Here is a 16,730-nt window from a genome sequence, read left to right on the forward strand (position 1 = left end):
ACTCGGACAACCGGCGCTGGCGCCGCGTTGAACAGCGCTTCAGCGCTGGCCCGCAGGGTGAGGTCTTTAGACCGAATAATCGAACGCAGTTCGATGGAGAGTCCGTACCCCAGAAAGCGAAAAACCCGCCATAGGCGGGTTCTTCTGAATAGGGCGACCGGACTCGGACAACCGGCGCTGGCGCCGCGTTGAACAGCGCTTCAGCGCTGGCCCGCAGGGTGAGGTCTTTAGACCGAATAATCGAACGCAGTTCGATGGAGAGTCCGTACCCCAGAAAGCGAAAAACCCAGCCATAGGCTGGGTTCTCTAAATAGTGGTGCCCGGACTCGGAATCGAACCAAGGACACGGGGATTTTCAATCCCTGTGCTTGTTGCAAAATTGTTAAAGGATATATGATTTAACCGTTTACACGCGAATTGATAAATTCGAGTGTAAAACATGCATAAATTAGCTAAATCCATATCTATGAGTGTTAGCCACCCGGCACCTCGCGTTATCCCTATGGTCTCAACCAAAGGGGGCGAAGGTAAATCCACTCAAAGCGCCAACCTTGCCGGCTTCCTTGCCGATGCAGGTAAAAAAACTCTCCTCATCGATGGTGACCACTCCCAACCCACCGCAAGCAGCATTTTCTCCCTGGAATATGAAGCCCCCAACGGTTTGTATGAACTGTTGATGAAGACAGTCGATCTCAATCACCCCGAAGAAATCATCTCCCGTTCTGTTATCCCAAATTTAGACATCATCGTTTCCAACGATCCCCACGACCGTTTATCCTCTGCCATGTTGCATGCCCCTGATGGTCGTATGCGGCTGAAGAATGTTCTGCAGCACCCTTTGTTCAACGAGTACGACGTTATCGTTATTGACTCCAAAGGTGCAGCGTCTGTGATGCTCGAACTCATTCTTGTTGCCAGTACGGAGTTCGCCGTCGGTGTTATCAAGCCTATATTGCCGGATACGCGTGAGTTTCTGCGTGGCACATTGGGGTTGATGGAGGGATTATTGCCGCTGACCAGCTACGGTATTGCGTTACCGCGTATCCGTATTCTGACGAACTGCATGGAGTATACGAATCTGGATTGGCAGACCCTGAACAGTCTGCGCGGCATTATCGCAAACGGGCAGTATCTGCGTGCAGATACCTTCGACGTCTCCCTTCTCGACACCATCATCCCCAAGCTTGAAATTTACAAAATGGGGCATGCTTCCGGCCAACCTGTTCATCGTATCGAAAGAACCACCACCCGTACATCAACGCTCGCTGCTGCTGACACTATGTATGAGCTGGCCAGCGAGTTGTTCCCTGACTGGGTTGCCGACTTCGACGTTCTGCGTCAGGAGGCAAATCAATGAATATTGAACAGCTAGTGACCTTTCTTAATGAACAGCGCGAGTTAGCCGCACCTGCACCGTGGCAGGTTCTTGAGCTATACAGCGATGCAGTAACTGTCGTGGATACCAACGGTTTTGAGCATGTGGAAATCCCTAATGTCGCGATTGTTCCAGACTGGGAAAAACTTGGGCTTGAGCACTGGTCGGATAACGGTGGGAGCCGTGATGTGAGTCTTGAGGAGCAACGGGCTAATGGTTATCTGGCCGCAGCAGCACCACAGCTACTGGCTTACGTCAATGTGCTTAACCGTAATTTGGAAACCACGGAGAATGCGCTGCGCCGCATGTTGAAAATGCATGCGTTGATGATGGCAAAAACCAATCATGCTGCCAGCTTCTATGATGCCGAATGTCTTCACGAAATGGCCGAGGCTCCGTATGAGGCAGCCGCGGTACTTGAGCACATCCGTGGCGCTGATGACGGTAATACGGACCTAAAGGCAACTTGCGTAGGGTGCGGTTGTACAGATGACCACGCTTGCCTGGATAAAAACAGCAAGCCATGCAGTTGGCTTAAGGTCAATCGGGAAACTGGGATAGGGGTATGTTCATGCTGTCCGACTTTTCTTAAGCACCCGTTAACAACTGACGGTGAAGGATCGGAGGTGCGTCATGGCTGATATGCATATTCCTTATTCTTCGGATGCCGAGCAGGCCGTTCTCGGTGGCTTGATGTTGGATAACGAGCGTTGGGATGACATTCTTCCATTAGTTGGAGATCGTGATTTTTATCTGGCGGTACATCGTCGCATTTTCCAGGCTATGGCTCGCCTGATGGCTGTTCAGCAGCCGATTGATCTGATTACGCTCCATGAGTCATTGGAACAAAATGGTGAGCTCGAGCAGGTCGGCGGTTTTGCCTATCTGGCGGAGTTGTCTAAAAACACACCGAGCGCAGCCAATATTGTCGCCTATGCCGGGATTGTCGCTGAACGAAGTCGACTGCGTAGCCTGTTGCAGATCGGGCGTGAATTGAGCGCAGATGCTGCTCATCTCCGCGCAGATTCTGCCGCCCTGACCGAAAGGGCAGAACAGCAATTGTTCCAGCTCTCGGAACAAACACAGTCACAGCAGAATGTCAGCCTGACCGATGGGCTGAATGCTGTCGTGACCTATCTGGAAACGGTGAATGGCGGTAATGGTATCACCGGCACCCCGACCGGCTTCTCTGAGCTCGATGTGATGACGTGTGGTTTGCAACCGGGGGATTTGGTTTTGGTTGCGGCACGGCCATCGATGGGTAAAACCGCCTTTGCGTTGAGTGCTTACACCGGCGCGCTTCGTGGCACGGAGAAACCTGCATTCTTCTTTAGTCTGGAAATGCCGCGCGAGCAGTTGCTCCAACGCCTTATTGCTGTTGACGGGCGGGTTGAACTTTCAAGGCTGCGCAGCGGCCAGTTGGATGATGAAGACTGGGCGCGTATTTCCAAAGCGATGGAGCGGTTGTTGCCATTGGAAAACCGCCTGATTATTGACGATGAATCGTATTTGACCCCCGCACTACTGCGTTCCAGGGCACGGCGCTATACCCGGTTGTATGGTTATCCGGGTTTAATTATGGTCGATTACCTGCAGCTGATGCGTTGCCCTGGCCAGGAAAACCGCACCCAGGAAATTTCAGAAATTTCCCGCAGTCTGAAAGCACTGGCCAAAGAACTTGATTGTCCCGTTGTGGCGCTATCTCAGCTGAACCGTCAGTTGGAAAGCCGTGCTGACAAACGCCCCTTTAATGGTGACCTGCGAGACTCCGGTGCGCTGGAGCAGGATGCTGATGTGATCGCCTTCATCTACCGGGATGAGGTCTATTACGCTGACTCTGATGATGCCGGCACGGCAGAAATTATCATTGGTAAGCAGCGTCAGGGGGCAACGGGCACCGTTCGCGTCAAGTTTGAAGGACAATTCACCGCGTTCAGTGACTTTCACGATGGTCAGTATGACCAATACTCGGGGAGGGCGTAACTATGGCGCGTACTAAAACCAAGATCCTCGATCTGAACAGTGCTTTGCTCCAGCAGGGAAAAACAGCTGCAGGCACTCATGCAGTAACTTCGACATCATCTGTACTGCCAGTGAGTGATATGCCGTTGGTGCTTACTCTCGACCAGCTAAGCGTATCGCCGTATAACCCACGAATTTCGAGGAATCCTGAATATGATGAAATCAAGGCAGGGATTAGGGTTCGCGGTCTGAGAACTGTGCCATTAGTTACTCTTGATCCTGAACAACCCGAACTGGGTTATTTTTTCAGTGATGGTGGCAACACCCGTTATTCAATCTTGCAAGAACTATGGCAAGAAACAGGGGATGAACGGTTTTACCGCATTTCTTGTGTTTTCAAGCCATGGCCCGGTCGTTTGTCCTGTCTTCTTGGCCATCTGGCCGAGAACGAACAACGGGGAGATCTGGCGTTTATCGAAAAAGCGCTGGGGATCAGGGATGCCCGTGCCCTGTATGAAGAAAAATTGGGTAAAGCTGTTTCTCTGCGTGAGCTCTCAAGTTTAATGAGTGCTGATGGATATCCGGTGCATTTCTCCAGTATCAGCCGTATGGAAGATACGGTGAAATACCTATATCCATTCATGCCATCTCTTCTTAAATCGGGATTGGGAGCCCCCCAAATTCGTCAATTGCTTGCTTTACGAGCTGAAGCTGAAAAAACTTGGGAGGAACATAGTGTTACTGTCGAGGTTCAAGAACCGTTTGATAGCGTCTTTGGCAAAGTCTGCAGCCAATTTGATGACCCCGAAATCTACTCACTGGATATGTTTCGTGATGAGTTGATTGGTGCGCTCATCAACGCGTTGCCACACCCGTTGCTCAATTATGACCGCTGGCTACTGGAGCTCGATCCCAAAGAGCAAAACCGGCGTAAGCACCTCGGTGAGCCTGAGCCGGCATTAACGCCTGAGCTGTCAGGCAAGGGCAATACTGTCGAGTTGGCGCCAGCACTGCAGCAGGAAAATACCAGCGGACCGACGGCACCTGAAGTACAGGGGGAGGGCTCTTCTTTGGTACTGGACAGCGCGTTGCATGAGTCAACGGGTGATGCCTATGATGAGTCACAGAACGCTCAGAAAGAGGAAACGCCCACAACTCAAACTGAACGCCGTGTCGAAACTCAGCCTGACTTATATGGTGCGCCTCCGGTGTTGTCGGGTGACGTTGAAACGGCTTTAGATGGTGAGAATACCAGCGTCCCCCTGTCGGACCCTAGTGAGTCGACAGCCCCTCACAGCAATACCGTGGCACAGCCAAAGCAAGGTGTAACCCCTGTTGCAGAGGTGCCTTTTGCCGAGGTAGGGCTTGAGCCGGTCTCCTCCATTTGGGCTATTTCTTCCCTGCAGGATGATATCGAGCACCTGCAGGTGATCACCTTCCGATTGGCATTCGAACTGGCCGAAGTGGCGGGCTGCGAGGCTGAAATCAAAGCTGATAAAGCCGACTTGCAGGCTGCCGGCTACGCATTGACTGCCGAACGTCCCTCTCGCTTCACCGCGTTACTCCTGACCCTTGCCGGCAACAACCCGGACGGCGCCTTATCCAGCTCGCTCAATGAAGCCCTCATCGGGTCGGAAAATGCTGCTGACTGGCCGTTGCTTGACGATATTCATGCCGTGAAATTGATGCGTCTTATTCGCGTCTTACGCCGTCTGCGTGAACTACAGCGTGACTTATCTGCAACAGAGGAGACAGCCTGATGAGCCATTCACAACGACAGGTGCGCCTGGTGAAACTGGTGCGAAAACTGCTTGAGCTGGCCCGTAGCAACAGTAATGCGCATGAGGCTGGACTGGCGTTAGCCCGGGCGCAAAAACTGATGGAGAAATACGGTATCAGCGAGCTGGAAGCCAGCCTGTCATCTATTCAGACGGCACCGAGCCGGGGAGCGCCTTCCGAAGCGAAACAAAAACTGCCTGAATGGATGTCCGGGCTGGCGTGGGCGATTGCCCGCGCCTTTGGATGCCGTTTGTATTTTTCCTGGCGGGATAGCGAGTCTGGCCCGCGCCGCAACGTGACGTTCTACGGTTTTAGTGAGCGGCCGGCCGTTGCGGCTTATGCGTTCGATGTGCTGAGCCGGCAGTTGAAAGATGCGACTGCAGACTACCTGAAAACCCAGAATAAGCGCCTGAAAATGAGCACGCGGCGTGCCCGAGCTGAGCAGTTTCGTGCCGGCTGGGTTGTCGGCGTTCGCAGAGTCATCACGACGTTTACCGTGTCAGAACAGGAATGCGAGCTGATGGGAGCCTGGCTGGAAAGCCAAAAGATGGGGGAGCTGCAAACGCGCGCCTCGAAAACCTGCCGCGGTGATGATATTGCCCGTTTACGTGGATTCGAAGCAGGCCAGAACGCCCGTTTACACCAGGGTGTTCAGGGGGCTGTGACCACTGGCATTGGTTATCAGGGAGGACGCAATTCATGAACCTTTATCTATTCCTTATCACAATGCTGTCCTTCATTTTTTGGTTCCTGTTTATGCGCGACGTTCCTGATCCCAGAACGTGGTTTAAGGACAAGGGCAAAAACTTCATTTCAGCGTTGCCATTCCTGTTCGTTTCCATGGTGTTGCTGGCATGCTTGTTTGCTGTTTTTTCGAGATATTTTTCCAAAATCCAGGGGGGGCACTATGAGTAATAGCTTGTCTCAGGCGACGAACAGCCTGCTCACTCAGCTCGTGATGGAGCTTAAATCAGGCTATATCCGCCGCTGTGAATCTCTGGGGCTGACCACGGAGGAGATGCAGCTGCTGCACGGTTTGACCATTGAAGACCTGCATTACCTGATGAACAGCTCTGTATCGGTGCTGACCTTTCAAATCCATCACGAGAATTTCTCCCTGATGCTGCAACATGCGCGCCGTGAGCAGCAGCGCATGCAGCGGATTGACCGTGCACTGGCGTTGGGGGGCTCTATCGAAATGATGCAGCATTATTTTGGTCTTTCCACCGTTGAAGTTGCCGCCCGCCGGCGCATGACCGGTATCAGTATTCGCCAGGGGCGCTGTGCAGCGCTCAGCGACGACGAGAATGCGGCATTGTGGCGCCAGTGGCAAAAAGCCGACATCGATGACGCCTCCAGTGCGGATGGACTGGACGTCATGATGCTGGCCGCCGAACAGATGGATGTTTCTCTGACGGCTGTCTGGCATGCAGTTCGCAGCTTCGATGCCCTTCAGACTGCGACGGCCAGAAAAGCCATTCAGGCCGTGCGTACGCCACGCGCTACGCCGGGAGCAAATACAAGGAGGTTGGCATGAAGCCTGTGATGTTAATGCCGGGGTTGCAGGTCCCCCGTTCGGCGCCACCATCCTGCCAGAGAAAGGCGAAGGAGCAGGTCAGGCGTTTCCGCCGCGGGGAACGTAACTATAAGCACCTTCATGTTAAAGGCAAGCACGCCCCCGGGCGTGCCTGGATGAAGATTGATATCGGTACCAGCTGGCGACTGCTCAGCCGAAACAGTGGTGATGACTGGGAGCTGTTGACCCATGAACGCTACAACAACGAACTGTGGAAGTGATGACACTGACCCTGTACCTGATGTCGGGTACAGGCCTGAGTTCCGTTAGGCCAACAACCGCTTGATGCTTTCGCCCTGTGGGCGTGGGCTGCGTAAAAGGATGCGCAAAATCGATGAGCATAAATAAAACACCTGATGACAGCCTGATCACCTTTACGCTCGAACAAATGAATGCCCGCCTGGCGGAACGAATAGGCGCGGAAAAGCACGCGGGGAGTCCCGATGTCACGAATCTGCGCAGCGGCCTGCTGTACATGGGCAATGTGCATGACTCCATCCCCCGCCGGTTGCTTCTGGACACCCGCCTGTCACCGCTTGATAAAACCGCGTGGATAATGATCCGCCTGTACGCACAACAGAACCAGGGCGCCGTGTTCCCGACCTATGACGAACTGCAGCTGCAGCTCGCCTCGCCGTTTAACGGTAAGGCGTCCCGCGAGACCGTCAGCCGCGTGCTGCTGATGTTACGCCTGACCGGCTGGCTCAGTTTGTGCCGGCGTGTGCGTGACGACAAGGGGCGGGTGAAGGGCAACATCTATGCCCAACATGATGAACCACTCTCGGCCCTTGATGCGGAGACATTGGATCCGACCTGGCTGGATACGGTCGCCATGGGCTGCGCGCATAAAAACCGCACCGTCAGCCAGACGGCCTGGTCGGTACTGACCGATATTCAACATGACCCGACAATGCGTCATCAGCATTCCCAGATGGCGGCGATTGCTGAACGGCTGGGGTCGCCACAAACCCCGCAACAGATGGCCGTCAGAGTGTCTCAACGACAGGAAAATATCCCCAGTTCGGACGCCGAACTCAGTAAGAAATCCCCGGGTTCGGATACCGAACTGAGTCAAATTAAGCCCGGTTCGGATACCGAACCCAGTGTAAAACAGGGAGGAAAAACACCGAGTTCGTTTTCCGAACTCATGGTGAAATCAGTTACTTACGGTGCATCAACGAAACCGAACTGTAACGTACGTTCTTTCACACAGAGTGTGAATAAAACAACGTACGTACCTGAGTTGCCGGCCGAACTGCAGAACATCATCGCGACGGATGATCAGCGGCAGATTGGTGTCCAGCTTAAGGCATTGCCTGCAGAGGTTTCCCGTCAGGTGCTGGAGAGTCTTGAGCAGGCGATGGCCAAAGGCACCCTGAATAACCCCACAGGCTGGCTGCTGGCGGTGATCAAGCGCGCCCGAAACGGTGAGCTGTATGCGAGTGCCAAATCCCCAGAACCTGCCAGGCCTGTACCGCGACGCCAAATACCTTGCTCTGCGGCGCCAGCAAAACCAACAGATACGGTCCGCCAACACCTTGCTTCGCGGGAGCATGTCAGCGACATAGTTGCGAAGTTACGTTTGGGAATGGCACGCGCAAAAAATAAGTCATAAATCTGAACAGGAATAGTTGTTTAAAAAACACACAGTGTTGGCACTGCCAACAGTGGCTAAAAAATGAGCAAAATTCATGTCATCACTTTTCCTTTGGAAATGAAAAAGAGTTTTGGATTGTTGCTAATAGTGTCTGCCGAAAACCACACGCCTTCACAGATGGATGCTCCTAATAGCGGCCTGGTAGCTTTTACCTGGAGCGGGGATGAATTATGCGGTTCATCCACCACAACTCGCTTACTGGGAGGTAAGGCCCCGCTCAGGAGGTGCCTGTACTGTATTTTTATGCACTAGCACTTCACGGGGCTAGTGGGCAGTGGAGAGTTAATTATTAAATAAATTTACTAATAATTCAAAAAATTGTGCACTAATTTTAATGAAACAAAATATTTCCAATGATGTCAAGATAATGCGTGCATAAAAATAGTTATATATTACAATGCGTTATGAGTTAATGGTTTGGGTGATTAATGTTTGATCGATTCGTATGATTTATGATAAAACTTTTTTGTCACAGCAAAATGTTATCATTTTTGTTGTATGACATAAACAAATTACTAACTCAAAGGATGGTAATATGAATAATTCTACGATCAAACCGACTAAAAAACTGAAAGTAAAACGTGTTGATGTGACCAAACTTAAAGAGCAACAGAAAAAAGTTCTATCTTGTGGCATGACCTGTGGTGCGAATTAATTAAATAGTATCAATGTGTTAGGGTGGCGATCGATTGATCGCCATTTCTAACTTAAGGAAAAGTCATGGTAATAATTGATCCAGAGATAAAAAAACTATTACACAGTTGTTCTGCAATGAATGCGATTAGAATGGTTACTGGTTCTTTTCATGTTTTTTTCCTTTTTTCAATGGGAGTTTCAATCTCAGAGATAGCAATTTTGCAAATGGTTTTTAGCATATCTATCTTTGTATTTGAGTTGCCAACCGGAATATTGGGTGACAAGCTAGGTGTAAAACAAAATGTAATTCTATCTTGCTTTTTTTATGCTCTATTCTTTCCATTATGTACGTTTGCTCCGAACATGTATTTACTGATTATAGCTGAAATTTGTTATGCCCTCGGCGCATGTTTTTGTTCTGGTGCAGATAGTACATGGATTAAGGGGTTAGTCGATAGGCTGCCAGGAGAAAGTCGTGAGTCTAATATATATCACCACTACATGTCATATGTAAGAGAAGTAAATGCATTAATGAACTCTGTATCAGGTGTCATTGGTGTAATTATTGTTGTATTAATTGGGAGTTATAGTGCCGCGTATTACTTATGCGGTGCATCATTTATATTTTTGGTGTTCGCTTTTAGTAAAATAGACTCAGTGAGCGAAAAGAAAGATGTACAAAACATTAAAGAAAGATTTAATGTTTATTTGCATACAAAAAGTGCATTACAGTTGTTAGTATCAACAAAGGTTGGTATTTACTATATATTAATATGCGGATTGGTTGTGGCAGCAATGCAACCTGTGTTTCATTTCTGGCAACCATTCATTTTAAATCAAACTGGATTACTGAATAATGCCACAAAGAATCAAGAGATCGTGATCTTAGGCGGGTGTTTTTTCTCCTATTCATTTACAAAGTATCTCTTCAATAGATATTTTAGGAAAGCTTTATTGACTAGATACAACCCAATGAAAATTACTTTGTTGGCGACAGTTTTTGCGGCTGCATCTATGCTTGCACTGATTTTAATAAATGGGCAATGGCTTCCAATAGTGATTTTCACTATGTTCCATAGCTTCTTTTCAGTCCCGATGAGTCAATTCGACTCTGAGTTCTTTAAACACTTAAATAATAATAACTCAAACACTGTTTTATCTATTGTTAGTTTGCTTGCGCGTGTTTTTGGTATCGTATCTCTTCTCATCATAGGGGTTATGGCAGAAAGCTTACCTTTATCATCGGCGTTTGTGTTTTCTTTTATTTGTATATTAAGCGTGATTCCGGTCACTATCGCATGGATAAGATATATTGATAAGAATGAAGAAAACAAAGAAAACAAAGATGGAATCATTGGAGTTGCGGAATGAAAATTCAATTAAATAGATCTCTTCCAATAAAGTATGTAGAAGCAGAAAACAAAATTGTATGCGGTCAAACCTTTATGGACATAACGGAGATAGAAGATTGTCCTGCATTCTTACTTGAACTTCTTGAGGAACTGAACGTTCCTGCAGAATTTGACTATATTGCCGAAAGATACAATCAGCCTGCTTCTGAAGAGGCTTATAATATAAGCGAAATTCTTAACAATTTGATTGAGGAAAAAATAGTATCATATACTTGGGAGCAAGATCGTTATGATAGGCATAGATTGTTCTTTGAACTCTCAGGAATGAATCAGGCCGATTCAATGAACGCCTTGAGGGACGCAACCGTTGGAATCATTGGAACTGGGGGCATCGGTTCCAATGTTGCGACTCTTTTAGCTGCCGCGGGTATCGGTCGCCTAAAAGTTAGTGATGGCGATTTAATTGAAGAGTCTAATTTAACTCGTACGACTACGTTTAAGGAATCGCAGATTGGTACGCCCAAAATTGATTCTTTAAAAGCGAATTTAGCAGAACAAAACAGCTCTTGTGAAATACATACTTTGCCACACCTCCTATCCAGAGATAAATTACACGAGTTTATCTCTTTCTTTTCGGACTGTGATATTCTTGTTTTATCAGCAGATCCAAGTAATGCATTTGAATTGATTGGGGTGTTGCATAGTGAGATCAACATCCCCGTTATTAATGCGGGCTATTTAGGAAGGATGGGTTTAGTTGGTCCAATGATGGATGCATATTCGAAACCAGGGTTCGAACAATTGTTTAAAACAGATGTGTTTGAGAATGTAAATACTACTGTTAAAATAAATAAAAAATATCAAGCTCCATCATATGGCCCATTAAATTATATAGTTTCATCAATATGTTCGAACGAGGTAATAAAATTTGTTGCCACTGGACATAGTATTCTTAAAGAGAAAAGGCTAATAATAAATCCGGATAATTATGAAACGCTAGTTTATGATTATAAAAAAGATCTGAACTTAAATAGTCTTACGCAACATTATCCAGACAATGAAGTGACTGATCAATTTGATATAATTGCAGATTTTTATAAGAATCATAGAGAGGGAGCAAGTTTAAATAGAGTAATTCTCGATGACTATGTAAGAGAGGTAATACTCAAAAAAGAGTATGCTAGTGCGTTGGACATAGGTTGCGGAATAGGCACATATAGTAGAATGCTCGACCTTTGTTCTGCTCGAGTTGTAGCATTGGATACTAATAAAAAAATGCTAGATGTTGCCAGAGAGAAAGGTGGGGGAATTGAATATATTCAATGTGACTTAATTGAATATGAGAGTGATTGCTTGTTTGATTTTGTTATTTTGTCCTTAGTGCTAGATCATATTAATGACTATTATTCATATATAAAAAAAGTTAGGTCCGTAGTGAACCGAGAAGGTAGAGTTCTATGCATAGTACCGAGTCATGTAAAAGACTCGTGCACTAGCCATCAGAACGACAAAATGGTAATAGAAAATTACTTCTACGAAGGAACTCAAACTAAAAGTAGACTTGACGAACATGGGAATTTTTTATGTGAGCTTAATTCATTCAAAAGAAACCTATCAACTTATGTAAATAGCTTTATCGACGTGGGATTCTCATTGGTCTCAATTAAAGAGCCACGGCATCCTGATAAAATGCATTTAGGTTATAATTTTCCTTACTTCACAGTATTGGAGTTTAAATATGGGAATTGACAATGTATTTATTAATAAAGACAAAATGAAGTCATTTGAGTTTAATGAAGATGTATGCAATGTTTTTGATGATATGGTTTCACGAAGTGTTCCAGGATACGAAGACATCCAGGATCTAATAGCATTGATGTTTGATTCTTTTTCATTAGAAAAAATATTTCTTGATGTAGGGTGTTCTACCGGGACAACAATGAATAAGCTGTTATCAACGACACAAGTTAAGCATTGTTATGGAGTCGATGTTTCTGCATGCATGCTTGAAAAAGCAAAAGAAAAGTGTGAGCCTTACAAAGAAAAAGTTACATTAAGTGATCATAACTACCTAAGCGGAGTAAATAAAAACATCTGCGATATTATGAGACCTGATTTTGTTATTCTAAATCTTGTGCTTCAATTTATACGTCCACCAGAAAGAGAGGAGTTTATAAAAAATATAAAGTCATCATGTTCCGATCAAGTCACTATGATTGTCTTCGAAAAGATTATATTTGAGGATCCTGTAATAAATACAACCTACATTGAATCGTACTTAAAATGGAAATATAGTAGAGGATATTCTAAAACTGAAATTGAAAACAAAAGATTAGCTCTAGAGAATAAATTGATACCATATCTTGATTCTGAGAATATAAAATTGTTTAATCGCTGTGGTTTCAGTATGGTCGAGCATTGTTTCTCCTTTTTAAACTTTAGAGGATATCTATGTCGTTGTTAATAGCGGATGTTTTAAATGACAGAATTTATGTAAAGCTCAGTGAATATGAAGTTATTCATATTGAGTCGGCCTCTATTATTAATGAGAATATATTTCATGAAGTGAAAAATAAAAACCATGATGTTATTGAAAAGATAAACGATGTGATTCGAGATGAACTCGACTTTAAAATAAGCCAGGATATTGACGAAGTGATTTTAATTAATGAAGATAAGTATAATCTAAAACAAAAAAGCATAATGGCATTCTCCAATGTGAAGTGTATATATGCACATAGAGGACGACATTGGTTTGATATATTTGATGAAAATGACACAAGCTTTACAGAAGTACTGAGTCGATACTTAAAAACTTATGACATTCATAATCTTGATGGCCTGTATTTGATTTTTGAAAATACAAATGTGACCAATGATAATGACCTAGGTATTAAATTAGCCAATTTCCTAAAAACAATTCAGGACAACTTTGCATCTAATTTGCTTAAAAATATAACAGATGAAAAATGGCGTTTTAGAATAGATGGGGTTGAACTTTACCTACTCGTTTTCTCAAATCATTACCCAAAAAATCACTCTAGGTATTTACCGCTTAACAATACCATTTCATTTCTTATTCAACCAGATCAATCGTTTGATCGGTTTGCTGATAATGATTCTAATCTTATAACAAAAGATAACAAAGAAAAAATCAGGGAAAACTATAGGAAAGAAGGGTGTATCTACAATTATTTACTTTCTGAGTCAAGTGACCATAGAGCTAAATTTGTAAAATCAACTGATACTACTAATGTTATAAACTGGTGGAGTAACTAGAAATGTCTGCTAACAATATCAAAAACTGTGATTTAGTGAAATTATCCTATCCTGATTTCCTTGGTTTTTTTGGAGTGGATAATACTCCTCCTGGAGGAAATGTAACATTGGAAAGCTGGATAAAAAATAGCAAAATAAACAAGGAGTCTTATCTCCTTGACTTGGCTTGCTCAACAGGATTTTCATCAAGAAATATATCGTTAAAAACTGAATGCCGAGCAGATGGAATAGATATATCGCCTCCATCAATTGAGTCAGCAAATGCCTTAGCAATTAAAAATGGGATTGGTACACGAGTAAAGTTTTCTGTTGCAAATGCGGAAAGCATTCCATTTTCTGATAACACTTTCACTCATATTACAGCAGGGTGTTGTTTCGGCTTCATTTCTGATAAAGAGACTGCCTTAAAAGAATGTCATAGAGTTTTGCGAAATGATGGGTATTTGTGCATTTCACCTTTCTTTTATGAATTAACACCAGATAGAGAGCTAATTGATTTGGTGGAAAAACATATAGGGTATCGTCCAGATACAAATAGAGATTATGATTATTGGTATGGTTTTTTCAGTACACGATTTCATCTTATCAGTGAGGAGCTTTTTGATTTGCCTGTTTATACAGATGATGAGATCGAGTTAATTACTCAAACAGCTATTTGTAGCAAGCCTCCTTTCTTGATGTTAAGCGAAGAACAGCAACAGATTTCATTTGATAGATATTATAATACTCGTGTTCTTCTCAATGAGCATGCTAAATATCAGTCAGTTGCATTATGGACAATGAGATCTAAATAATGGCTATTAATTTTAATGAGCTTATTAATAAATATAATAAAGAAGATTATTATTACATTATAGATCTAGATGCTGTCAGGAAAGCAGTGCGCAGATTAAAATCTCATTGGGAGTATTACTTTCCTCAGTTGGAGGTTGCATACTCTTATAAAAGCAATAACTTATCAACGGTGACGGAGTTAATGCTTTCTGAAGGTTTATCTGCCGAAACAGTATCGTTACACGAAATAAATCTTGCTTTAAATGATGGTTTTACAGGCGAGAGTATTTATTTTGATGGGCCAGTTAAACTAAATGAAGAAATTGAGTTCGCTATATCAAATGGTATTAAAATACAGTGTGATAATGCTCTGGAGGTAGAGAGGGTTATACTCATTTCCAACCATATTAAAGTAAAGCCAAAAATATCGTTTCGTCTAAGTGTCGATTATAAATCTATGGGGTTATCTCGTTTTGGAATGAATCGGGATGAATTTCATGAGTCATTGTTGTTACTCCAAGAAAATGGTATTCATCTTAACGGGCTTCACTTTCATTCTGGCTCAAATCTCACATCTCATGACTACCTGATAAAAGCATTAGAGTATTATTCAATTGAAATCAATAAGTTAAAGGATATCATAAATTTTATCGATATCGGAGGGGGCTATCCTGCATCCACTGCAAATTGTGATGCTGTTTTGGTCAATGATAATTATCCAGGACGTGTGCGTGAAGCACTTTTAAAACATGGTATAGATATCAATAAGGTTAGTGTTGTAATTGAGCCTGGTAGGATCTTAACTGAGGATTATGGATATCTAATTTCCGGAATAGCCTCAGTAAAAGAACGCAATGACATTAATATTCTAACCCTATCGGTACCAGGTACAAGTGTGAGATCGGCGCAGTATCATAATAATAGATTTGCGCTTATCATTCCTCAGAGAGATGGAAGTATTGAAACTAGCTTAGCTCATGTTTTTGGCTCTAATTGCTATGAGTCTGATATTATTGCGATGAATATGTCAATACCTGTTGATCTTTCTATTGATGACAAGGTGCTAATATCATCATGTGGTAGTTATGATATAATGAATTCATCGAATTGGATTAGAAGCAAACCTAAGTTAATTGTTATCTCTAACGGGGAGCACCTTCATGATAATTACAGACCTGCCTGAGCAACTTATTACGGGGCGAAAAGTAAAACTATTGCCTCCAGATGTATCATATTATCGTGATGTCTATTCACTTATTTCAAAATTTTCTAAAATACATTTTGAGTTTCTTTTGTGGTCAAATTTAGAGCACACTCTTGATACCTGTTATAAAAATCTTGAAATTGCCTCTGATAATTTCATAAATGACAAAGATGAATACAGGTTCTTAATTATGGATATTCATTCAAATAATTTAGTTGGATGTATTAGCTTATTTATTGTAAATCCTAAAATACCTTTCTATGAAATCGGTTATTGGGTTTCAACTCAATTTATGGGTAAGGGGTTTGTTAAAGAAGCTTGTATTTTAGTAAGAGATATTGCTTGCCATTACTTAAAGTGTCAAAGATTAGAGATCACAATGGCCAGCAGGAACGTACGAAGTGCAGAAGTAGCTCTTCGTACAGGATTCCAGTTAGAAGCTAAACTGAGGAAACATCGATTGGATGGCTTTGGATATATTGATGATACTTGTATATATAGCTATCCTATATAATACCATATATCGTCAGTCGAGTAAGGTAAACATGGATCTATAAGGTCGGAAATCTCTACATCTATAAATTAATGCTTTAAAAAAGTGGTGCCGAACTGCAATTTTGCAACATAATGACGGTCGGCATCTATTGCCTTAGTAGAACGAGCCAGTACACCGTGATGAAAAATTACATCTGCAATAAGAGCTTTTGTTGGGTTGGATAAATTTTTACACACTATCGTATAGAGTCTCGATTGATGCAAGGATATCGGTTCTCTGATACTTCTAGCTTCACTCGTATGTTGTAATGATATGATTTTACGCTATTGTAGTAGATCTACATATAGCGACTGATTTGCTGCTGGGTCTCCTTTTTGCCCACGTAGCCACCCATCATGTTTTCAAACTGCGGATGAAGGGCTCTATCTGACAGTTATCTCATCAGCCTTCACCGCCAACTGACGCATTGCTTTATTCTTTAACGCCATATAACTTGCTGATTTCAATTTTATATCCTGGCTTACACTAGTGCTATGGAATATGGCATCACGTGGTTGGCTACGCCTCTCATATACCATCGCAGAGTGTTGCTTATCAGAGAAGTATCTGTATGAGCTGACATGGAATCAGCCACAGATGA

General features: G+C 44.0%; 15 protein-coding genes. All 15 read left to right on the plus strand.

Annotation, left to right across the window (positions count from 1 at the left end):
- The first annotated feature begins 439 nt into the window (after positions 1-439).
- The 15 genes from WA302_RS18750 (at position 440) to WA302_RS18820 (ending at position 16,108) form a co-directional block, all read left to right on the plus strand.
- Positions 440-1,357, plus strand: a complete 918-nt coding sequence (locus WA302_RS18750; protein WP_336064654.1) for a ParA family protein — start codon at positions 440-442, stop codon at positions 1,355-1,357.
- Positions 1,354-2,016, plus strand: a complete 663-nt coding sequence (locus WA302_RS18755; protein WP_089186702.1) for a hypothetical protein — start codon at positions 1,354-1,356, stop codon at positions 2,014-2,016. The genes WA302_RS18750 and WA302_RS18755 overlap by 4 nt, the downstream gene beginning before the upstream one ends.
- The gene (gene dnaB-PI / locus WA302_RS18760; protein ID WP_197804291.1) at positions 2,009-3,358 is read left to right on the plus strand and encodes an SPI-7-type island replicative DNA helicase; all 1,350 of its coding nucleotides are present in this window, start codon (positions 2,009-2,011) and stop codon (positions 3,356-3,358) included. Before WA302_RS18755 ends, dnaB-PI begins: the two co-directional genes overlap by 8 nt.
- A 2-nt stretch (positions 3,359-3,360) precedes the next feature.
- Positions 3,361-5,097 carry a ParB family protein gene (locus tag WA302_RS18765; protein ID WP_336064655.1) on the plus strand — a complete coding sequence of 579 codons (1,737 nt, stop codon included), beginning with the start codon at positions 3,361-3,363 and terminating at the stop codon, positions 5,095-5,097.
- On the plus strand, positions 5,097-5,819 hold the full coding sequence (locus WA302_RS18770; RefSeq protein WP_336064656.1) for a DUF2786 domain-containing protein: 723 nt from the start codon (positions 5,097-5,099) through the stop codon (positions 5,817-5,819). Before WA302_RS18765 ends, WA302_RS18770 begins: the two co-directional genes overlap by 1 nt.
- 204 nt (positions 5,820-6,023) lie before the next feature.
- The gene (locus WA302_RS18775; RefSeq protein WP_336064657.1) at positions 6,024-6,653 is read left to right on the plus strand and encodes a DUF2857 domain-containing protein; all 630 of its coding nucleotides are present in this window, start codon (positions 6,024-6,026) and stop codon (positions 6,651-6,653) included.
- On the plus strand, positions 6,650-6,913 hold the full coding sequence (locus tag WA302_RS18780; protein ID WP_043143926.1) for a ParE family toxin-like protein: 264 nt from the start codon (positions 6,650-6,652) through the stop codon (positions 6,911-6,913). Before WA302_RS18775 ends, WA302_RS18780 begins: the two co-directional genes overlap by 4 nt.
- Positions 6,914-7,026: 113 nt before the next feature.
- Positions 7,027-8,307 carry an STY4528 family pathogenicity island replication protein gene (locus tag WA302_RS18785; RefSeq protein ID WP_336064658.1) on the plus strand — a complete coding sequence of 427 codons (1,281 nt, stop codon included), beginning with the start codon at positions 7,027-7,029 and terminating at the stop codon, positions 8,305-8,307.
- 762 nt (positions 8,308-9,069) lie between these two features.
- Positions 9,070-10,356 (plus strand): MFS transporter, encoded by a 1,287-nt coding sequence (locus WA302_RS18790; protein WP_336064659.1) that lies wholly within the window; start codon positions 9,070-9,072, stop codon positions 10,354-10,356.
- Positions 10,353-12,086, plus strand: a complete 1,734-nt coding sequence (locus WA302_RS18795; RefSeq protein WP_197665649.1) for a ThiF family adenylyltransferase — start codon at positions 10,353-10,355, stop codon at positions 12,084-12,086. The genes WA302_RS18790 and WA302_RS18795 overlap by 4 nt, the downstream gene beginning before the upstream one ends.
- Entirely contained in the window at positions 12,076-12,801 is a 726-nt protein-coding gene (locus tag WA302_RS18800) for a methyltransferase domain-containing protein (protein WP_089181336.1), read from the plus strand. The genes WA302_RS18795 and WA302_RS18800 overlap by 11 nt, the downstream gene beginning before the upstream one ends.
- Complete coding sequence (locus WA302_RS18805; RefSeq protein ID WP_336064660.1) at positions 12,789-13,616, plus strand: YqcI/YcgG family protein; 828 nt, start codon at positions 12,789-12,791, stop codon at positions 13,614-13,616. The genes WA302_RS18800 and WA302_RS18805 overlap by 13 nt, the downstream gene beginning before the upstream one ends.
- A gap of 2 nt (positions 13,617-13,618) precedes the next feature.
- Positions 13,619-14,410 (plus strand): class I SAM-dependent methyltransferase, encoded by a 792-nt coding sequence (locus WA302_RS18810; RefSeq protein ID WP_336064661.1) that lies wholly within the window; start codon positions 13,619-13,621, stop codon positions 14,408-14,410.
- Positions 14,410-15,573, plus strand: a complete 1,164-nt coding sequence (locus WA302_RS18815; protein WP_336064662.1) for a diaminopimelate decarboxylase — start codon at positions 14,410-14,412, stop codon at positions 15,571-15,573. The genes WA302_RS18810 and WA302_RS18815 overlap by 1 nt, the downstream gene beginning before the upstream one ends.
- Positions 15,551-16,108, plus strand: a complete 558-nt coding sequence (locus WA302_RS18820; protein WP_211130724.1) for a GNAT family N-acetyltransferase — start codon at positions 15,551-15,553, stop codon at positions 16,106-16,108. Before WA302_RS18815 ends, WA302_RS18820 begins: the two co-directional genes overlap by 23 nt.
- Positions 16,109-16,730: the final 622 nt, after the last annotated feature.

Origin of the sequence: Serratia sp. 201 (assembly GCF_037027545.1) — a bacterium.
Lineage (GTDB): Bacteria > Pseudomonadota > Gammaproteobacteria > Enterobacterales > Enterobacteriaceae > Serratia > Serratia bockelmannii.